Raw genomic sequence first — 20,999 nt, 5'->3', positions numbered from 1 at the left:
AACATGTCAAACTTACTGGGGCAAGACAACCGGTTTATCCGCTTTGTTGGGAACGCTGCGGATCAACTAACGTTGATGCATATCGAAGGTGATGAGCAGTTTTCTGACACCTTCCGCTATCAGATTCAGTTTCGTACATCGTTAATTACCGGGCAGATGGGCCGTTTTCTGGGGCATGAAATTGCCTGCGAGATGGGTCGTGGCAATCAAAAACGCTACGTTCACGGCGTGCTGACGAACATCAAAGAAGACAACAATGCCGATGGCCTCAGCACTTTCACTGGCACGCTGGAGCCGCGTATGGCGCTGTTGCGTCTGGGGCGTAATCTGGCGGTTTTTCAAAATATTACCGTGCCGGATTTAGTGTGCAAGCTGCTTCGTCAGCAGAATATCAACCACATTGATTTACGCTTGCGCGGAACATATACGCCCCGTGAATATTGCATCCAGTATCGTGAATCCGATTTTGATTTCATCAGTCGCTTACTTGAGCAGGAAGGTATTTATTACTACTTCCAGCACGACGCCGGACAACACACATTGGTGCTGGCCGATCATCCTTCCAGCCACCAGACCGGCAAAACGGCAGAATTATCCTTTATGCCTCAGGCAGGGCGGGGTGATGGCGTCGGGATCCTGAGTTGGGTGGCGTGCTCTTCTCTGGCGGCATCGTCCGTATTGCTGAAGGGTTTTAACATGGTCCAGGCGGCCAGTGTTGAAGGTGGATCTCAGGCTGTGGTGGCTGAATATGCAGTGCCGGGTGTCAGCTATGTTGACACTGATGGCCATGAAAAACGTGAATTACTGCAATCAGGTGCCCGGCTGAAAATGGAACAGCTTGAGTCAGACAACCAGCAGTTCTACGCAGAAGCCAGTATCTGGTGGCTAGGCTGTGGCGATAAATTCCATCTGAGCGCTCACCCTTCATGCCCGGGCGATTACCGTATTAAGTCTGTACACATGCGGGCTTCCAGCAGCATTGACCAGAGTGGTCCTGATTTCAGTTGCGAACTCACCGTGCTGAAAGACAGCCTCGCCTGGCGTCCCGCGTGTCTTACGAAACAGCCTGAAATCGCAGGTATCCTCACGGCAGTCGTCGTCGGTCCCAAATCAGAAGAAATCCATACAGACGAATACGGTCGCATCAAAATTCAGTTTCCGTGGGACGGGGAAAACAAACACGACGACGGCAGTTCCTGCTGGGTAAGGGTTTCACAACCCTGGGCTGGCGGGCGCTTTGGTGCCGTATTCCTGCCTCGCGTCAACAGCGAAGTCACGGTCAGTTTCGTGCAGGGCAACCCGGATTATCCACTGGTGACCGGTACGGTGTTTAACGGTCAAAACAAACCACCGCTGAGCTTGCCGGAGGAAAAAAATCACGCCGGATTCGTGTCACGCAGCTCGCTTAACGCAAGTGTTGAAGAAGGGCATGCGTTGCGATTTGACGATAAAAAAGGCGCAGAACGGCTGATCATCACCTCGCAACGCGATCTGTTGCTGACGGTAAAAAACGATGTGATTTCCGACATTTCTAAAAATGTCACGGAAACCATCGGTGAAAACCGCACCACCGAAATAACAAAGGGCAACCAATCCCTGACGCTTAAACAGGGCGATTACAGCCTGGACATAAAAGGCAACCTGCAGGAAAGCCTGAGCGGTGGCGATCATCAGTTAAAAATCAGTGGGGGTGGGAGTTCCGTTAAAGCGGATAAAGCCTGCGTCATTGAATCCACCCAGACGATCGAATTCAAAGTTGGCAGCAGCAAAATCTCTATTTCTCCTTCCGGTATTACGCTCAGCGGAACCACGATCAAAATCGAGGGCAAGGGGACGGCAGAACTTAAAGGCGCAATGGTCACTGTTCAGGGTAGTGGTATGACCCAGATCAAGGGCGGCGTGACGATGATTGGCTGAGGAAAAACATCACATGAAAGAAAAATTACTCTCGCCAGAGGCACTCGCAACGCACAACCCGCTGCAAAGTACCGCTGAAAATGCCGTGCGTCTGATGCAGGCAGGGCAATGGGAAGATGCATTGGCCTGCCTGGCGGCGGAAGAGCCACAAGAAAAACTGATGGCCTGGACATTGCAGCAGGTGCTAAAGCGCGCCGGGTCGCAGGACACAGCGGTAAAACACTGCACCAGCGACATCAGCCAGTGGCTAAGCGCACCCGATGACGCACTGCGTTTTAGCATTTTCCAGCAGGCTGAAGTGCTGGGGTTTGATACTCCGCCCGGTGCCCTCGGTTTATCACTGTTCTGGATGCAGGGCAGTATGACGGCCGCAGAGTTCGAAGCAGTCTATCCCGAACCCCATTTGTCACGGCTGATGCTGCTCTGCGCGTTGAAATTACTCAGTGTGGCGATAGCAACAGATACCCCGCCGCACACCGGCGCGCAAATCTTGCTGGCTGAATGGCTGGCTTTACGGAGCGTTAACTGATGGCCCAACCCGCTGCCCGAGTCGGCGATATGCATGTGTGCCCGATGGTTACGCCGGGTTTGCCGCCCATTCCGCACGTTGGCGGGCCGGTAACAACGCCGGGGACGCCAACTGTTCTGATCGGCGGGATGCCTGCCGCCACAATGGGATCGATGGCAGTCTGCGTCGGGCCACCAGATTCGGTGGTGATGGGCAGCAGCAAAGTGCTTATCGGCGGAAAACCTGCAGCGCGTATGGGCGACAGCACCGCGCATGGCGGAACCATCGTTGCGGGTTGTCCGACCGTCCTGATTTCTTAGAGCGTATAGACATGATAATGAACTTTGAGCCCCTGCTGGCGCCTCTCGATGCCGACCAGCCTGCCGGCCGTGATATGGAATATGAGCAGATCTTTGACGATATCCGCCAGGCGAGGGAAAGCGATCCTGACTATTTGCCACAGGGCGAATGGGCGACTGAATTGCGCAAGGCTGACTGGGGCAAAGTCGTCCGGTTGAGCACAAAGGTATTGCAGGAGAACAGTAAGGATTTCCAGGTCGCATGCTGGCTGACGGAAGGCCTGAGCCAGGTGCATGGGCTCAATGGTTTGCTCGCCGGGATCGGTTTTCTTACACCCTTTATTCAACGCTACTGGCAGAACGGGTGGCCGGCACTGGATGACGATGGTGCGATTATCCGCCACGGCATGATCAATCGTTTGGATCGTCAGCTTGCGCAATTGCTGCAATGCCATCCTTTATTTGGTCAGGCGGAAAGCACGCTCGATCACTGGCGGAAAGTTCTCGCGTATGAACATCGCGTCACCATGAAGCCTGACAGCGCCGCAGTGCCGGGCAGTGATGACGACTTCTCGATGGAAACCTTTAACCGCTGGGCCGCTGCACTGGATCCGCAGAAAGTCGCTGCGAAAAGCGACATGTTGAATCAGATGGTCGCCACACTGGACGCGCTGGAAACGGCCTACGGTCAGCTCAATCTACAGGCAGATTCGGTGGCAATGGGGCAGACGCGCAGTGCGACGGTTGAAATGCAGGAATTCGTGAAGCGCCTGTTTGATCGTGCGGCACCCGCCTATGACGACGTGATGACACTTAACGTATTAACGCCTTATGACGATGAACAGGAAAGCGACGTTAATTCACTGATGAACACGCCCCATAAACAGACCATGTCGCGCGATCTGGCGATCAGCCAAATGCTGACCATTGCCCATTTCTTTCGCCAGACCGAGCCGTCCAGCCCGGTGCCTTTCTTGATGGAACGGGCCGCGCGCTGGGCAGGAATGACCCTGACCGAGTGGCTGGAGGAAATGTTGCAGGATGACAGCAGCATGCGCGATATCAACAATGTACTGAAAGGGCACGGAAGAGAATGACGGGTAAAAAACGGGCGGGGCTGATGCTGGCCGCAATGCTTCTTGCAGGTTGCGTTTCAGACAATGACCAGGGACGTGAGCAAGCCATGGATGAGGCACCTGCGCCTTTTGCAAACGGTGCAATTACCCTGCAACTGCGGGCTGAACCGGGACTGAACACTGTCAATGAGATGCCTAACAGTTGCACGGTGTTGCTGTTGCAGGCGAAAGACAAACCGGCGCTGGAGAAAGTGCTGGGTAATCCTGCCACGCTGAAAAGTTTGTTCGCCGGTGCGGGCAGTGAAGGTGAAGTTCTGCAGGTAGACCGTTACGTCATGATGCCAGGCCAGACAAATATCGTGCATGTCGATCGTGCAAGGGATACCCGTAATGTGGCGCTGGTGGCGGGTTATTACCCCTTCCCGGTAAAAAAACACATGGTCAGCACAGCGGTGCCGGTTGAAGCCACCAGCACCGGCTGGTGGGAACCGGTCTGGCAGGCGCATTTAACACCGCTTACCCTGTCTGTCACGCTGGGCAGTGAAAGTATCGTCAGCGCAGATGTTCCCGCCACTGACGGAGAAAAACGTTAATGTATCCGGAACAACAACAAATTTACTGGCACTCAGGGCTTTATCTTCAGCCTCAGCATTTTCAGTCACTTGACCTGCATTACGAATGGAGTCTGGCTGAACATCTGCGTCTTGCCCAACCCTATAATTACGGGCTGATTGAGCTGACAATAAATGAGGCAGCGCTAAGCGATTACGTCATCAGCGTCGAGCAGATCCGTTGTATTTTACCCGGCGGCACGTTGCTGTCGCAACCGGGTAACAGCCTGGTAGAAAAGCGCAATTTCCGCGATATGTGGAAACAGCGTGATCAGCCACTGACACTCTGGCTGGCGCTGCGCCGGTTCGATCCTTTACACAGTAATGTCACGACGCTGGAAAAAGAGCATGACCGTGCGGTCACCCGCTGGATAAATACCAGCGAAGAGCGGGTGATGAAAGATGTCTATGACCACGCCCCCGACGCGACGGTGGCGCGCCTTTGTTACAACGTAAGATTGCTGACCGATGTCGAAAAAGCCGATGCCGTTGACTGTGAGTGTATTCCGCTCACCCGGCTGCGTTATGAAAACGAAAGCGTGATTATTGATCCGGCATTTTCGGCGCCTGCGGTGACGCTCTTTGGATCGGGCAGCCTCGGTAAACTGATCGAAACACTCTATTTTGAACTGAGTGCCCGTGCCCGAAAACTTGAAGAATATAAGCGCTCTGAACGTCTGGTCAGTGACGCAGACCGTGGTGATCAGGTGACTCAACTGTTGGCTATGCGTTCGCTGAACCGCGTGCTACCCCAGCTGAAAAGCTTTTGTCAGGCCCGTCAGATCCATCCGTGGCAGGTATATAACGTATTGTGCCAGCTGATCGGTGAACTCTCCTCCTTCAACGACAGTTGTTCTTTCCTGGGTGAATGGCGTGATGGTGAAAATCCGCTACAGGCCTATAACCATAATGATCTGCTGAGCTGTTTTGACAGTGCGCGTAAGACATTGATTACTCTGCTTAACAGTCTGGTTCTCGAAGACAATACTTACATCACTCTAGAGAACGATCAGCAGGGTGTGTTCATCGGCGATTTCGACACTACACAAAGTAAAGATGCCGAAATGGTGTTGTTGCTTTTACGTTCAGCCAGCATGCCGATGGAAAATCGTCAGGTCAAAAATCCGGGTGGCATCAAACTGGCGTCGCCAAAAGTAATTGAACCGCTGATCCAGCATGCCTTGCCGGGGATCCCTGTGACGCGTTGTCCTCAACCGCCACGTGGTGTGCCTAACCGCAGCGACTCGCATTATTTCATGGTTGAGCAAGACAGCGATTTGTGGCGTAAAGCCAGTCAGCACAACAGCATTGCTTTTTACTGGCCGGATATGCCTGACGATCTTCAGGTACAGATTATTTTTGTGGTGCCGTCATGATGACTTTACTGAATTGTTATTTGCCGCTTTTCCGGCATGTCACCGCGTTCTTTATTAATCCACAGGTTTATGCGGATTACGCCGGGTTTCGCGAAAAATGCATGACGTTATTACAGCAGGCATTAAATGAGTCTGAACGCCATCATGAACCTCAGGAATGTGAAGAGGCCTATTTCGCTGTCGTGCTTTGGATTGATGAGCGGGTATTACGTTCACAGGCGGCCTGGGTAAAAGACTGGCGTAGTCAGTTGCTGCAAAAATATTATTTTGATATTTCTGTCGGCGGTGAGGAGTTTTTTGTCAGACTTGATGCAATTGATAAAGACAATGTCCCGTTGAGAATGGTGTATTTATTCTGTCTGCTGATGGGTTTTCACGGTAAATATACTCATCAGGACGCTTCATTGTTGCAGCAACGTATCGATGATGAACGTCAGTGCCTGCCCGAAGCCTGGCGTCAGTGGCCAAATGATGCCTTGCTGGTAGAGCAGGACAGCGGAGGTATTGAAAAAAACAGTGCTGTGATAAAAAAATTCCGTCAACGAAAGTGGTTATTACTCTCATTGCCCCTGGTTATTTATGTGTTGGTTATGTTCGCTGGCTTAGGGATGTTTATCGGATAATATTATGTTAAAAAAATTAACTTCCTTTGTCGCGTGGGCTTTGTTTCTGTGCGTGTTATTTATTGTCTGTCTGGTGATCTCATCAGTTCTAGGGCAAGAAATTATTTATGCATTTATGATGTGGTTTGTTGTGATCCTGACAATTTTAATTGCCCGCTTCATTTGGGGGTTTTCTTCAGGGATTACACAAGCGAAATATATTGCAGCCCTTAAAGCAAAATTTAAACTGACCCGGCTGGAATATGTATTATCCGAGCACTGGAAAACGGGTGCGGCGGTAATTAAACGCATCAGAAGACGTAAACAGCCTATTCCCTGGTTTATTCTGACGGGCGGACGAAGCGGTAAAACAACCCTGATGGCGGGCGCCGGATTACCTCTGTTTTCTAATGAACCGGAAAGTTCGCTGGTGGTGCCGACGCGCACCCTGCGCTGGTGGTTTTTCCGTTCAGCAGGCTTTCTTGATCTTTCCAGCCATTTTCTGAGTAAAACGCCCGCCTTTGAACGTGGCTGGCTGCGGCTGGTGAACTGGTGCGGTCGTTTGCCTGCCCCGGCAGGAATAGTGGTGTACGTTTCTGTCACCGAACTGCTCGAAAAAGATGAAGCTGCATTGCATCTGCATGCGCGACATATCCGCACGCAAATCGAACCGCTGGTCAATAAAGTCAGACGCCGTCTGCCGGTGTACCTGTTCATTACCTGCTGCGACCGCGTAGCCGGGTTCAGTCACTGGGCTAACAAACTCTCGCCAGCCCAGCGTCAGCAGCCTTTAGGTTATTACTGGCGCCATTCTCCGGTCGTAGATGGTAAAGATCCGGCGCTGCTGGATCCCCTTTTTACCTGCGTGAAAGACGGACTGGATAAAGTACGGGTCAGCCAGCTTTCCGGTGGCGAACCTGACGGCGAGACGCTGCCGCTGATGAACTTTCCGGAACAGTTGCCGCAGTTACAACCCGCGCTGCAACGCTATCTGGCGGCTTTGTGCGAACCGGATGCGTACTTTCAACCGGCAGAGTTAGGCGGGATCTGGTTTACCGCTACGGAGCCGGTCAGTAAAAACAGTGCCACGCGTCAGGCTGTCTTTGTCCATGATCTGATGACGCGGATTTTACCGATATTAAGCCGTCAGCGTGAAGTCGTGCCCGTCGGGTTTGGCCGGCGTTATCTGCAGCAATGGGGGATGCTGACTTTCAGCGCACTTGCGGTCTTATATGTGCTGGTGAGCGGCTATTTTGTCCACAATCTGACAGGTGTCTTACCCGAAAAAGCCGATGTAACGGCACAGGTTCAGCAACTGGAAAGCATCGAAGGCTGGAGCAAGACACCTGTGCGTTACCTGCCTTTTGTGCCGGTGCTCAACCAGCGTCATGCGCAACTTGAGGCCAGTATCATGGCGGCAACGCCACGCGATAACATTAACATCCGCCAGATTGCTAACCAGTATCGGGAACAATTTGAACAGGCCGATGCGCCGCAAAAAAGAACCATGATCCTGACGCTGGCACGTACGCTGATCACTAAACAGGCCATGTGGGAAAAGCAGCCGTTAAGTGAACTGATGAAGCAGGAGCCTGTTCCCGCTGAACTCAGCCTGACCGGGGCGACGCTTGCCTTGCCACAGTCGCAAGATGCGGTGTTGCAGCGAGCCTTGTTGCAACAGCCCGGTGGCGAAGAACAACTCACCGTGCTGCGTGAATTGCTGGGCTGTCTGGTGAACAGTGATCCGCAAACTGAGTGGTTAGTGGCACCGTCTGAAGATCTGACGCCGGTAAATCTGACCGATTTCCTGCCTGCTTCTGCTGATAAAACTTACCTCAGCGGTCTGTGGACGTTGCAGGGCACCGCTGAAATTCAGCACTGGCTGGATGAAATTCGCCTGGCGGGCAGCAATACCCCGATGCCGGAACTGGCCGCATTTGAGCAACGCTGGCCAATCCTGCGCCAGACACAATGGATGAAGATGATGCTGGCCATGAACCAGCAACCTGCCCCCGTGCTGGCTGATGAGCAGTGGCAAGCCACGCTGATCGCTCTTGATCAGGGGCACAGTCCGTCGATGAAATTTGCCGCGTATGCGAATGAGCAACTGGAAGATATCAGCGTAACGCAAGCGCAGTTTTGGCTGCGCGAGTTGCGCCGCCTGCATCAGTTGCAAACTATGCCGTTACCCGGCGCGCTGATGCCTCGCTTCAGCAGACTGCAGCAATCCATGCAACAGAAAATAGTGGCACTGTTGAAACTCGATAGCAAAACGCAGACGCCTGCAATTTCCGAACTCAACGTGAAGAACTGGAATGCCTGGGAGGCCGGTCTGCACGCGGCAGTCGCGGATGTTTTTGCCACGCCGAAAAATAGTGACCGGCTGACCCGTGGATTGTTCCAGACCGGTGAGAAGGGCGACAGTAATCCTCTGCAACTGCTTGAAAGCCGCTTTAACGTGTTGCGTAAAAGCCTCTCGACGGAACGCCCTGATTTCGCAACTGACGCGGTGTGGGCACTGTATCAAAACGACTCCCGCTGGCTGGTGGCGCATGCCATGCAACGTTCCGGCTGCTGGCTGCAACAGCAATGGCAGAGCCGTGTGCTGTGGCCGATGGAAAATAACGCCAGTCGTCTTGAGTATCAGGATCAGCAAGATCTGGCCTGGCAATATCTGTCTGACTTTATTCGCGGACCAGCTAAAAGCGTGCTGGTGGTTGATGACAGCGGGCCGAAAGCGGGTGAATTCAGCGGACAAACGCCGGGTCTGACACCGGAGTTCCTGCGGATGGTCAATCACGTGCTGCGCCCCGATGACGTACTGGCGATGCCGGAGCGTGAGAATACCCGCAGCGACGATGCACTGGCCGCTCTGAAAGAAGAACAAACTCAGCTCGAAGCACAAATGGCCGCACTGGAGACAAAAACGCTGGAGCTGACGTTGAAAAGTCAGCCTGCCACCATTCCGGGCGGCGCGCGTCTGATGCCAACCGGCACCCGGCTGACGCTGTTTTGCGATGAACAGCAGTGGAAACTTAACAGCATGAACTTCAGCGAACAGGCGCCATTCCGCTGGCGGGCAGGGCACTGTAGCCGCGCATCTCTGGTGATTAATTTCCCGGGCTTTGACCTGACTTATGAATATTTTGGCGATGCCGCCTGGCCGGATTTCCTGGAAGATTTTGCCAATGGTCAGCACAGCTTTAAAGCCGATGACTTCCCGGATGACGCCGCGCAGCTGGCTTCACTGGGCATTAAAGAAGTGATGGTGCGCTATCAGGCTGGCGCGCAAAACCGGATCCAGGAAACCTGGCAGCAGTGGCAGGAGTTGCGTCAGGCACTGAATGACAATGCGGATGCGCAACAGGATGCCCGTAGCAAAAAAGCGGAAAAACAACGACCAGCGGCGCTGAACAGTGGGTTCTCGCAGTTACCGGTTCGTATCACCGATTGTCACTGAGTGTCTGCTTAAGACCCGGTTGAGAAAACTAAACAGGATGACTTATGGGTAGCTACCTGAAGAAAATTGTAGAAAAAATGAATGTCGGGGCTCGTGAATGCCTCGATGCGGCGATAAGTCTGGCGGTCAGCCGGACACACCATGAAGTGGAAATCGAGCACTTACTGCTGGCGGTGGTGACTCGCCAGCCAGCTATGATTGAGCAACTCTGCCTGAATGCTGGGTTGCGCGGCGATGCGCTGGTCGATGCACTGAAAACCAGCCTGAATCAGCAGCGCAGCGGCAATACGCGCAGTCCGGTGTTATCGGAATTACTGGTGGAGCATCTTGAAAAATCCTGGCTTCATGCCAGCACCTGCTGGCAACAAATGCAGCTTCCGGTACAGGCGTTTCTCGGCAGTCTGATTGCCAATGAAAAAGACATTCAGACGCACCTTTGCCCCGCGCTACAGCAGGCATTGGTGTGTCAGGCGGATCGCGCCGATCAGTTACTGCGTGACGCTTGTGTGCACAATGCCAGTGTCAGCGCAGCCGCGCCGGTGGATCATAACGCGGATTCTGCGGTGATGAAATTCACCCGTAATCTGACCGAACAGGCGCGCAACGCGACGCTTGATCCGGCACTCGGACGCGAACAGGAAATTCGTCAGCTGATTGATGTGCTGTTGCGTCGCCGTCAGAACAATCCGGTGCTGACCGGTGAGCCGGGAGTAGGGAAAACGGCGCTGGTCGAAGGACTGGCTCAGCGTATTACGCAAGGCAGCGTGCCGGAAGCCTTGAAGAATATGGAAATTTTATCGCTGGATATGGGGCTGTTACAGGCCGGTGCCAGCGTCAAAGGCGAATTTGAAAATCGTCTGCAAACGCTGTTACGTGAAATCAAAGAATATCCGTCTCCGGTGATCCTGTTTATTGATGAAGCTCACACGCTGATTGGTGCAGGTGGTCAGGCAGGGCAAAACGATGCCGCAAACCTGCTTAAACCTGCTCTGGCGCGGAGAGAAATGCGCGTGGTGGCAGCCACTACCTGGGCGGAATACAAAAAGTATTTTGAAAAAGACGCCGCACTGGCACGTCGTTTTCAGGTCATTAAAGTGGCGGAACCGGATGAAGAAACTGCCACCGCCATGCTGCGCTCGCTGAAACCGGCGCTGAGCCAGCATCACGGTGTGCAGATCCTCGAAAGTGCGCTGGTGGCCGCCGTTCGCTTGTCCAGCCGCTATATATCAGGCCGTCAGCTGCCGGACAAATCGATCAGCCTGCTGGATACCGCCTGCGCCCGTGTGGCGATCTCGCAATGCCATGAGCCTAAGGAAATCGAAGATCTCAACGCGCTGCTCAGCAACATTCATACCGAACGGGAAAGCTTGCTCGAAGAAGGAGATAACGCCACAAGGTTGAAATGGCTGGATCAGCGTGAAAGCGAACTTACCCTGAGCTTAGAGAAGCTGCTGCCCGTCTGGCGGCAACAGCAAGATTTGGTGGTGCAGATCACCGCGTGTGAGGACGTGGCGCAGACCGCTGCACTGCGTACCCAGCTGGCGGAGATGCATAAAGATCATGCTTTGGTTTATGACTGTGTCGATGCGGTCTGTGTCGCAGATGTGATCGCCGGGTGGACAGGTATTCCGCTGGGCAGAATGATGGAAAAAGAGCAGCAACAACTCAGTGATCTGGTCGCGCGGCTGGAAAGCCGGGTGATCGGGCAATCCCATGCATTAGCGACAATTGCACAACAAATCCGCATCGGCCGCGCCAATCTTGCTGATCCGGTTAAGCCAACCGGCGTCTTTATGCTGGCCGGGCCTTCTGGCGTCGGTAAAACAGAAACGGCGCTGGCCTTGTCCGAACTGCTTTTCGGCGGTGAACAAAGTCTGATTACCATCAATATGTCTGAATATCAGGAAGCGCATTCGGTGTCCGGACTGAAAGGATCGCCGCCGGGGTATGTTGGCTATGGACAGGGTGGCGTGCTGACGGAGGCGGTGCGCCGTCGCCCTTACAGCGTAGTGCTGCTTGATGAAGTCGAGAAAGCGCACCCTGATGTGATGGAAATGTTCTACCAGGTGTTCGACAAAGGCGTGATGGAAGACGCCGAAGGTCAGCTGATTAACTTCCGTAATACGCTCATTATTCTGACCAGCAACCTGGCAAGCGATCTGGTGATGACCGCCTGCGCAGCCGGAAGTACCGATCAAAATGCGCTGACCCGGTTATTGCGCCCTGAATTCGACAAATTCTTCCGTCCTGCGCTGATGGGCCGTTTGCAACTGATCCCGTATCTGCCGGTTGCGGGCGAAACGCTGGCAAAAATCATCCGCCTCAAACTCGATAAAGTCTGCAAACGCTTTATCGCCGCGGGTGAAGGCAACTCAGCGCTGACTTACAGCGAGAAAGTGGTGGAGTTTATGGCCAGCCGTTGTCAGGTGGAACAAAGCGGGGCGCGCGAAATTGATGCCGTACTGAACCGGGAATTGCTGCCATTGCTGACTGACCGTCTGCTGGCAGTTGAAAGTAAAGCTGATATCCGCCTGCAAATTAGTGTCAGTAAAGATCAGCTCACACTGACCAAACAGCCAGCAGTGAAACGCTCTGCGGCGAAACAACCCGCCTGAACGACAGGGAAAGAATGACCATGAAAAACCGGGTGAATCTTCGGGCGCTAAAAATCAACGGGCATGATCCGCGCCTCAGCAAGTCGTTTTTGCTGCTGAGCAGCGAGCTCAGTCCGCTGACCGGCACCATTCCTGCGAGGCTGGACTGGAATGCGCTGGAGGAAAAGTGTTTTCAGCTGTTCCATGAATATGGCTATGACCTGCAAAGTGGCATGTGGTTTTGCCTGATCAACCTGCGGCTTAAAAGCTGGAAAGGGCTGGCGCTGGCACTTGATCTGCTGTCCACAGCATTTGCTCACAATAGCCAGCGTTGCTGGCCACCTGTCGCGGCGGTTCAGCAACGTCAGCAACTGATGGACTGGTTCAATGCAAATGTGGCGACGCATATCTATACGCTGGAATATGGCCCGGAAAACAGTGGCGAAATGCGTCTGGTTGAAAAAAGTATTGGCGTGCTGTGCGGACAGTCTAAAAACCTGCAATCACGAAGCCATGATTCTCTGAACAATCTGCATTATTTTCTTCAGGTTCGCTGCCGGTCGGTACCCTATCCGTTGCAGCCAAAACCAGTGAAAGCCTTGCAGCCTGTTCCGGAGCCAGCGCCTGAAGTCATCAGCGAGAAAAAAACGCTGGTGACCGAAATACTGCCGGATGCAGAACCTGCAGAAATCTGTCTGGAGTCTGCGCCATGTCGGCATCCGCTTTTGTGGGCGTTGGGCGGGATGGCGGCGGGTATCGCGATATGTGCTGTCGCGGCCGGTATCTGGTTTTCTGCGCAGTCGCTGAGTTTCGGTGAAAAACTGAGTGCTCCGTTACTGGCACTGCAACACAGTGAAGGTCAGCTGGATGAGGTCTGGCGTATGGCGCAGGAACCCGAATTGCGAGCACAGAAAACGGCGGTGTTAACCCATGCTGCGCCCTTGCTGGGCTGGCTGAGCGCACAACCTTCCGATGTGCTGCTGCGGCAAGGAAAAATATTATCTGACCATCTGGAAAAAGCTTATCCGGGCAATGAATACAGTGCGCAATGGCAGCGCACAATGGATGAGAAGGCGGGAGATATCCCGGCGCTGGATGGTTTCGTTCTTGCTAATAAACATCTTGATGAGCTTGAAGCACGCTTACTGAATGCCGAAAAAAAACACAGCCAATATATGACTGTGTCGGAATTGAAAACAGCGGTATATCAGATACGCCAGGATCTGCAACGTAACGGAACCAGCGCGGAAACATTATTGTGGACGATTCAACAGGACAGGGAGAATAACCGTCAGGTTAACCCCGCCCTGATAAAACAAATCTCACAGAGAATAGATGCCTTAAATGCTGCCAGTATCACGTTGAATTAGCGAAAGGTAAAAAATTTAAAGTCTCGGTTATTGCTTAATCATCGCTGTCTATGAAGACTCTAAAAAACAATTAATTTTTTTCATTAATAGTACATCTGTAGTCAAATATTCGAAAGTAATTCATCAGGCTAATCGTTCAGGAGAGGTACGGAAAAATATGCATTTTATAGAAAAGTATCCGCAAGGTAAAAAACCATTAATAATGACGTTGTCAGAGGATGTGGAATCACCGCCGGATTATGACCATAATGCCATGAATTTTTCGTTGCTTACGCAAACATATCAGGATGTTGCTGCGGGTCGTTGTTCTGTGCAATGTGAATCAGGAAAAAAAGATTTTTTGTATATATCAGCAATATACGTCGATGGTAATACCAATACCCCCACCAAGGAAAATCCTAACCAATTTGTTGGGTTAGGACAGATTTTAGTATTCGCTGCGATAAAATATGGGCTCGAATTGAAGATTGAACAAGCCTCACTGGTGCCGGTGGACGACAGTCAGGGATTTTATCTAAAAATGGGATTTCATCCGACGGTTGTAGGCGCGGTAAATCGAATGGATAAAGGTGGGGCTTCGCTCAAATCTGGTGATGGAAAATTAAATCCCCAGTGGCTCAATCGTTTTTCGCAGTCGTCCTTTCAGAACGCAAATTTCCGGGGAGCAAACTGGTCAGGGAATATTAATAATATTTATTTGAATCTCAGGAATAACATCATGAAAAATTGGGACATTGTCGGTTGAAGCGATAATACCGTTTTTTTGAAAGGACAGAGCACGTAATCATTTAATCAGGTAATCAAGAGAGGCTTTCGTTATGGGCTATAAAATTTTTCTTGTGGTCTTTTACTAAAGCTTTAACAAACAGAGCTGCGAGTTGAGTGCATTGAGAGATTCTGACTGCACGCCAGCACTTGTTGAATATTAATCATGTAATGGAGTTACATTATGTTCGGAAAAACACACTTAAAGTCCCCTGATGCAGATAAAGTTAAGGCATTAAAAAAATGGGATGCGCGTAATAAGAAAAGACAACTTCTTATTCATACCGTTTCGGCTGCCTATGGAGCCTCGCCTTTGATGACTCAACCCGCCCGGGAGGTATTTAAAACCTGGGATATTATTTCAAGTTCATTCATTGATGTGGATGCAGTGCTGAAAGGTTTCCGGCTGGGAGCCGGACTCACTGTCAGATCGCAGTCAGGATTGTTTTTCGAAGCAGGCTTTATTCTCGATGTGCCGGTGCAAAATATCCTGGGGACATTCAGTGGTGATGTCTGGTTCCCTAATCATGCGGGTGTAAATAACAATATGGTTTATGACCGTTTTGCGCTGGCTGACAATATCTTCGCGGGCAGATCTAAAAAGAAAGAGATTATTGCTCCCGGTGGTTACAATCAAATTCAACCCCCAGAAAAGATACTCAAGAATACCAATTACCAATGGCATAACGAAATTTTGCTTATTGGTCGTCCGGATATTAATACTTATCAGGGATTGCCTCCGACGCGTGAGATTAAAATAGCGGGGATTTTTGTAGCACCTAAGACGATACGTCCGGACCAGATGGCGACCAGGGAGATTAACGAGAAGTTGTACAGGTTAGTTGACAGGATGAAAAGATGTAATCCTGGTGTTCCGGTTATTGACATTTCTCGTTAGAGACCCAGTTCGTTGTGATGAGGATCATGTGTAAGGCCCCTCAAACCGGTTCGCTTTACGCATGACCTTCATGCCATTGATGACAAAAGTCAGCATTGAATAATAAAGCGTTCATCTAACCCCGATGGCTGTCGAGTGTATCTATACTCTTTCTGTGGGGCGACATATGTCGTCCCGGGAAACTGTGAAGCCACTCATGAAGCATACAAAAAATAAATCATCGCTGCTGACTGTGACCGTGGCGTGTATTGGTGTCGTCTATGGCGATATCGGTACCAGCCCGCTGTATACCCTGCGTGAATGCCTGACCGGACAAGCGGGCATCGCCGTGACCCAAAGTGCATTATTCGGCTTTCTGTCGCTTATTTTCTGGCTCCTGATGCTGGTGGTGTCGGTAAAATACATCAGCTTCGTGATGCGTGCCGACAACGACGGCGAGGGAGGCATTCTGACGCTGATGTCACTGGCGATCCGCAACCTTAATCCGCGGTGGATCCCTGCGATCATGTTTATCGGGCTGGTCGGTGGCAGCTTCTTCTATGGCGACGGTGTGATAACACCCGCCATTTCGGTACTTTCGGCAATTGAAGGGCTGGAGATTATTGAGCCGTCGCTCGACCGTTTTATCATTCCATTTTCGATTGCCGTGCTGACGCTGCTGTTCTTCATTCAGAAAAATGGCACCGGCAGCGTGGGTAAAATATTTGCGCCGGTGATGGTGCTGTGGTTTGTGACCATCGGTGCGCTGGGGATTGGCGGAGTTATGCGTAATCCCGATGTATTACAGGCGCTGAATCCTTACTGGGCGCTGCATTTCTTTGTGGAATTCAAAACCGTCTCGTTCTTTGCGCTCGGCATGGTGGTGCTGTCGGTGACCGGTGGAGAAGCGTTATATGCCGACATGGGGCATTTCGGTAAAAAACCGATCCGCATTGCCTGGTTTATTCTGGTCGGGCCTTCGCTGGTGATGAATTATTTCGGGCAGGGCGCGCTGCTGCTCAGCAAACCCGACGCTATCGCGAATCCGTTTTTCCTCCTCGCTCCTGGCTGGGCACTAATCCCGCTGTTGATACTGGCTACGCTGGCGACGGTGATTGCCTCGCAGGCGGTGATTTCCGGCGTGTTCTCCCTGACGCGTCAGGCCGTGCGTATGGGCTATCTGCCGCCGATGCGCATCATCTATACCTCAGATGAAGAATCTGGTCAGATTTACATTCCGGTCGTTAACTGGCTGCTGTATTTCGCGGTACTGATTGCCATCGTCAGCTTTAAACATTCCAGCAATCTGGCGTCGGCGTACGGGATTGTGGTCACTGGCACGATGGTCATTACGTCGGTATTGATTGGCATTGTCATGGTCAAAAACTGGGGATGGAAAACCTGGGCTGGCGGTCTGATGATGGCAGCGATGCTGATCATTGATGTGCCGTTGTTTGCCGCCAACCTGACCAAACTGTTCTCCGGCGGCTGGCTGCCGGTGGCCATCGGGCTGACCATTCTGTTGATTATGCTGACCTGGAAAACCGAGCGTTCGCGCCTGCTGCGCCGCCTGAGGCAGGATCCGGAAGCGCTTGAGGCACTGATCGCCTCGCTGGAAAAAGCACCGCCGAAACGCGTGCCGGGCACGGCAGTGGTGATGTCACGCGGGCAATATGAAGTGCCGCTGGTGCTATTGCACAATCTAAAGCACAACAAAATTTTGCACGAACGTGTGGTGCTGCTGACGGTGGTGACGGAAGACGTCCCTTATGTTCACAACGTGAAAAGGGTGACGATTGAACAGCTTTCACCGGCATTCTGGCGGGTTATTGCCAGTTATGGCTGGCGGGAAACGCCGAATGTCACGGATATTCTCTACCGCTGCGGGCTGGAAGGGCTGAAGTGTACGATGAACGAGACGTCTTTCTTTATGTCGCGGGACACATTTACGCTGGGCGAACCCCGTCCGTGGTATTTAAAAGCGCGCGGGAAACTGTTTCAGGTTTTGCAGCGTAACTCTCTGCGCGCGCCTGAGCATTATCATATTCCCCCGAACAGGGTGATTGAGCTGGGTGCAGTGGTGAAATTCTGAGGATTTGCCCGCCGGATCGTGAGAACCAGCGGGCAAAGCAGATTACGCTTGCGGTGCTGAAGTCAGGTCAGTGACTTCAGGCGTAGTCGAACTCTGCGTCGCCTGTGAGGTTTGCGACTGAGTGGTCGGCGTCAGGTCAGTAACGGCCGGTGTCTGCGGTGCTGGCGCGGCAGTTTGTGTCTGCTGAGTCGCCGCCGGGGTTGCAGGCGTAGCAGTTTGCACCGGCTGAGTCGCAACTGCCGCTGGAGTAGCAGATGCTGAAGTTGTTGAAGTCGCAGACGTTGCAGAAGTCTGCTGAGTCACTACCGCAGTGGCTGCTGGTGCGTCAGCTGGCGTTGCTGAAGCCTGCGACTGTTCGGCGGCTGCCGGTGCTTCGATGTCTTTCGGCAGGGACGGAACCGGTTCTGCCGGAATCGATTCTGACTTCGGTTTCGGCACTGGCGTTGATGCGCGAACCAGGAACGTCGGTTTCAGATTCGCCACAGAATAAGTCACGTGGCTGACCGCATCACGCGATGTCGCGACTTCGACCGGCGCAATGGTGACGCGGCCAATCAGCGAACGGGCATAGCCGCCGACTTTGTGTTTACCTTCCGGAAGCTGGACTTCCATGCTCTCGCCAGTCCCCAGCGCACCCGCCTCTTTATCATCAATGGTCACATACAGTTTGGTGCCATCGTCGGTTTTCGTCGGGACGTGCGCTACGGTCAGGCGCGTCGAGCCAAAATCGAAAGCCGGTGCCTGGTCGGCGGTTTTCGTTTTTGCGCATCCTGTGAGTGCGATAACGGCTGCTGCGGCAGCAAGGGTGAAGCGATAACTCATAGTGCGACGTCTTCCTTTAAGGGATTTTTGTGATCTGCGTATCAATATACCTGATCCCACGGGAGAGATGAACGTTCTTACAGGGAACTCGGAGGAGTCTGCTATTCACTTCTAAATGTGTTCTTCATATCAGCCCGCTGTAACTTTCGGTTGAAGCGCTTCGTCAACTTGTGTATTTTTATGCAAATTAACTGCATAAAATAACAATCACACAGGAGTGACCATGCTTAAGTCATTAATTTTCACCGGGTGCCTGCTTTCTACATTAATCACATCTGCTTATGCCGCACAGACCACATACGTGGTCGGTTCCGGCGGTACATACCGTCCGTTTGAATACGAAAACAGCAAGAAACAGCTGGAAGGTTTTGATATCGACATCATCAAGGCGATCGCTAAAGCCGAAGATTTTGACATCAAACTGGTTAATACGCCGTGGGAAGGAATTTTTGCGACACTGAATTCCGGTGATCGTGACATCATTATTTCTGGCATCACCATTACCGATAAACGTAAAGCGATGGTGGCTTTCTCTGCCCCGTATTTCCCGGCAGAACAGTCCATCGTGGTGCCTGAAGACTCTAAAGTGGATTCCGTAGCCGCCCTGAAGGGTCAGAAAGTGGGTGTGGTGAACTCCAGCACCGGCGACATCGTGGTGTCCAATGAACTGGGCAAAAACAGCACCGACATCAAACGTTTTGATAACACTCCGCTGATGTTGCAGGAGCTGGCGGAAGACGGTATCGGCGCGGCAGTGGGCGACGTGGGCGTGGTGAAGTACTACATCAAATCCCATCCTGAGAAAGCGCTGAAACTGGTACCGGATGCTAAATTCGAACGTCAGTATTTCGGTATTGCGGTCGCCAAAGACAACACCGAACTGCTGGGTAAAATCAACGCCGGTCTGAAGAAAATCGTGGCTGATGGCACGTACGCTAAAATCTACGAAACCTGGTTTGATAAGAACGTTCCAGTGCTTCCCGCTCAATAATATTCTCATCACGAACAACGTTAATCAGGGGCGGTAACACGCTCCTGAACAAGGACAGGTATGACCGGATTTCGCTGGGAGATAATCTCAGAATATGCGCCACTGTTTGTGCAGGGCGCGCTGATGACCATCAAATGCACCATTATTTGTGTGATTTTGGGTACCACCTGGGGTCTGCTGCTGGGGCTAGGACGGATGGCCCGTGCCGACGACGGCCCATGGAAACACGTTTTGCGTTTTGCCGTGCAATGGCCGGTGCGCATTTACGTCAGTGCTTTTCGCGGTACGCCGCTGTTTGTGCAGATTATGGTGGTTCACTTTGCTTTAGTGCCACTGTTTATTAATCCCCGCGACGGCATTTTAGTGGCGTACGGTCTGATGTCTTCGGATTTCGCCCGTGCGCTGCGCTCAGATTACGGTGCATTCTTATCCTGCGTGGTGGCGATTACCCTCAACGCCGGAGCGTATGTCTCCGAAATTTTCCGTGCGGGTATTCAGTCTATCGACAACGGTCAGATGGAAGCTTCCCGCGCGCTGGGAATGGGCTGGGGCAAAACGATGCGCAAGGTTATCTTGCCGCAGGCGTTCCGCCGTATTTTGCCGCCACTGGGCAATAACGCTATTGCGATTGTGAAAGATTCCTCGCTGGCCTCGGCGATTGGCCTGGCCGATCTGGCGTATGCCGCGCGTACTGTTTCCGGCGCTTACGCCACCTACTGGGAACCCTACCTGACTATTTCACTGGTTTACTGGGTTCTGACTTTCCTGCTCTCGCTGCTGGTTCAACACATGGAAAAGAGGTTTGGCAAAAGTGATTCACGTTAAGGATTTACAGAAACAGTTTGGCGAAACCCACGTATTGCGCGGCATTTCCTGTGACATCGCAGAGAAAGAAGTGGTGTGCATCATCGGGTCTTCAGGTTCAGGTAAAAGTACCTTTCTGCGCTGCCTGAATGCGCTGGAAAAGCCTAATGGTGGCGAAGTGGTGGTGAACGGTTTTGCGGTGCATGATCCGAAAACCAATCTTAATACGCTGCGTGCCGGCGTCGGCATGGTGTTCCAGCGCTTTAATCTGTTCCCGCACATGACCGTGCTGGAAAACCTGATTATGGCGCCGATGTCGCTGAAGGGATTATCGAAAGCGGAAGCCGTAACGCGTGCCGAAAAATTGCTGCAAAAAGTCGGACTGATCGACAAAATCGACGCCTGGCCTTCCAGTTTGTCCGGTGGTCAGCAACAGCGCGTGGCGATTGCCCGTGCGCTGGCAATGGAACCGTCGATCATTCTTTTTGATGAACCGACGTCAGCGCTGGATCCGGAGCTGGTCGGTGAAGTGCTGGCGGTCATGAAACAGCTGGCGCTCGAAGGCATGACGATGGTGATTGTGACGCATGAAATGGGCTTTGCGCGTGAAGTCGCTGACCGCGTAGTGTTTATCGATCAGGGTGTGATTCAGGAGCAGGGGCCACCGGCGCAACTGTTTACCGCACCGGAAAATCCGCGAACCCGCGAATTTTTGAGTAAAGTATTATGATCCGACGGGCGCTCAAACAGCGCCCGTTTTCTTTAATGTGATGAGGTTTGCCATGCAGAGCTTCCATTCTTATTGTATTTCAGCCTCCGGCGAAGAAAGGGCAGG

Annotated in this window: 17 protein-coding genes; 16 read left to right on the top strand and 1 reads right to left on the bottom strand. The window is 52.4% G+C overall.

What is annotated here, in order from left to right; all coding sequences use genetic code 11:
* Positions 1 to 3 precede the first annotated feature (3 nt).
* From ACJY2G_RS03500 to kup, 13 genes are all read left to right on the top strand, one after another.
* The gene (locus tag ACJY2G_RS03500) at positions 4 to 1,917 is read left to right on the top strand and encodes a type VI secretion system Vgr family protein (protein ID WP_430319558.1); all 1,914 of its coding nucleotides are present in this window, start codon (positions 4 to 6) and stop codon (positions 1,915 to 1,917) included.
* Between the two features lie 13 nt (positions 1,918 to 1,930).
* Positions 1,931 to 2,446: a DUF6931 family protein gene (locus ACJY2G_RS03495; RefSeq protein WP_430319559.1), complete on the top strand. Its 516-nt coding sequence runs from the start codon at positions 1,931 to 1,933 to the stop codon at positions 2,444 to 2,446.
* Positions 2,446 to 2,745 (top strand): PAAR domain-containing protein, encoded by a 300-nt coding sequence (locus ACJY2G_RS03490; protein ID WP_112286583.1) that lies wholly within the window; start codon positions 2,446 to 2,448, stop codon positions 2,743 to 2,745. The genes ACJY2G_RS03495 and ACJY2G_RS03490 overlap by 1 nt, the downstream gene beginning before the upstream one ends.
* Before the next feature lie 17 nt (positions 2,746 to 2,762).
* Positions 2,763 to 3,821 (top strand): type VI secretion system protein TssA, encoded by a 1,059-nt coding sequence (gene tssA, locus ACJY2G_RS03485; protein ID WP_430319560.1) that lies wholly within the window; start codon positions 2,763 to 2,765, stop codon positions 3,819 to 3,821.
* Positions 3,818 to 4,393 carry a type VI secretion lipoprotein TssJ gene (locus tag ACJY2G_RS03480; RefSeq protein ID WP_430319561.1) on the top strand — a complete coding sequence of 192 codons (576 nt, stop codon included), beginning with the start codon at positions 3,818 to 3,820 and terminating at the stop codon, positions 4,391 to 4,393. Before tssA ends, ACJY2G_RS03480 begins: the two co-directional genes overlap by 4 nt.
* Positions 4,393 to 5,787 carry a type VI secretion system baseplate subunit TssK gene (gene tssK / locus ACJY2G_RS03475; RefSeq protein WP_430319562.1) on the top strand — a complete coding sequence of 465 codons (1,395 nt, stop codon included), beginning with the start codon at positions 4,393 to 4,395 and terminating at the stop codon, positions 5,785 to 5,787. The genes ACJY2G_RS03480 and tssK overlap by 1 nt, the downstream gene beginning before the upstream one ends.
* Complete coding sequence (locus ACJY2G_RS03470) at positions 5,784 to 6,410, top strand: DotU family type IV/VI secretion system protein (RefSeq protein WP_439291258.1); 627 nt, start codon at positions 5,784 to 5,786, stop codon at positions 6,408 to 6,410. The genes tssK and ACJY2G_RS03470 overlap by 4 nt, the downstream gene beginning before the upstream one ends.
* A gap of 115 nt (positions 6,411 to 6,525) precedes the next feature.
* Complete coding sequence (locus tag ACJY2G_RS03465; RefSeq protein WP_439291256.1) at positions 6,526 to 9,849, top strand: type VI secretion protein IcmF/TssM N-terminal domain-containing protein; 3,324 nt, start codon at positions 6,526 to 6,528, stop codon at positions 9,847 to 9,849.
* A 44-nt stretch (positions 9,850 to 9,893) separates the two neighbouring features.
* On the top strand, positions 9,894 to 12,464 hold the full coding sequence (gene tssH / locus ACJY2G_RS03460) for a type VI secretion system ATPase TssH (RefSeq protein ID WP_439291254.1): 2,571 nt from the start codon (positions 9,894 to 9,896) through the stop codon (positions 12,462 to 12,464).
* Positions 12,465 to 12,478: 14 nt separating this feature from the next.
* Entirely contained in the window at positions 12,479 to 13,813 is a 1,335-nt protein-coding gene (locus ACJY2G_RS03455) for a VasL domain-containing protein (protein WP_439291252.1), read from the top strand.
* Between the two features lie 157 nt (positions 13,814 to 13,970).
* On the top strand, positions 13,971 to 14,558 hold the full coding sequence (locus tag ACJY2G_RS03450; protein WP_439291250.1) for a GNAT family N-acetyltransferase: 588 nt from the start codon (positions 13,971 to 13,973) through the stop codon (positions 14,556 to 14,558).
* 204 nt (positions 14,559 to 14,762) lie between these two features.
* Complete coding sequence (locus ACJY2G_RS03445; RefSeq protein WP_439291248.1) at positions 14,763 to 15,476, top strand: hypothetical protein; 714 nt, start codon at positions 14,763 to 14,765, stop codon at positions 15,474 to 15,476.
* 196 nt (positions 15,477 to 15,672) lie between these two features.
* Complete coding sequence (gene kup / locus ACJY2G_RS03440) at positions 15,673 to 17,547, top strand: low affinity potassium transporter Kup (RefSeq protein WP_439291246.1); 1,875 nt, start codon at positions 15,673 to 15,675, stop codon at positions 17,545 to 17,547.
* Positions 17,548 to 17,589: 42 nt separating this feature from the next.
* Here the strand turns inward: kup and ACJY2G_RS03435 are convergent, their stop codons facing one another.
* Entirely contained in the window at positions 17,590 to 18,369 is a 780-nt protein-coding gene (locus ACJY2G_RS03435) for a hypothetical protein (RefSeq protein WP_439291244.1), read from the bottom strand.
* A gap of 223 nt (positions 18,370 to 18,592) precedes the next feature.
* Here ACJY2G_RS03435 and ACJY2G_RS03430 point away from each other — a divergent pair, with 223 nt between their 5' ends.
* Genes ACJY2G_RS03430 through ACJY2G_RS03420 form a run of 3 tightly spaced genes read left to right on the top strand, consistent with a single transcriptional unit; the run spans position 18,593 to position 20,894 of the window.
* Positions 18,593 to 19,360, top strand: a complete 768-nt coding sequence (locus tag ACJY2G_RS03430) for a basic amino acid ABC transporter substrate-binding protein (RefSeq protein ID WP_439291242.1) — start codon at positions 18,593 to 18,595, stop codon at positions 19,358 to 19,360.
* Between the two features lie 60 nt (positions 19,361 to 19,420).
* Positions 19,421 to 20,185 carry an amino acid ABC transporter permease gene (locus ACJY2G_RS03425; protein ID WP_439291240.1) on the top strand — a complete coding sequence of 255 codons (765 nt, stop codon included), beginning with the start codon at positions 19,421 to 19,423 and terminating at the stop codon, positions 20,183 to 20,185.
* Positions 20,172 to 20,894, top strand: coding sequence for an amino acid ABC transporter ATP-binding protein (locus tag ACJY2G_RS03420; RefSeq protein ID WP_439291401.1), 723 nt, complete (start codon positions 20,172 to 20,174; stop codon positions 20,892 to 20,894). The genes ACJY2G_RS03425 and ACJY2G_RS03420 overlap by 14 nt, the downstream gene beginning before the upstream one ends.
* The last annotated feature ends 105 nt before the right edge of the window (positions 20,895 to 20,999 follow it).

The organism is Rahnella sp. ATs2, from assembly GCF_051851855.1.
Classification (GTDB): domain Bacteria; phylum Pseudomonadota; class Gammaproteobacteria; order Enterobacterales; family Enterobacteriaceae; genus Rahnella; species Rahnella variigena.
The sequence above is the reverse complement of the archived record's forward strand: the minus strand, read 5'-3'. Positions and strand labels throughout refer to the sequence as shown.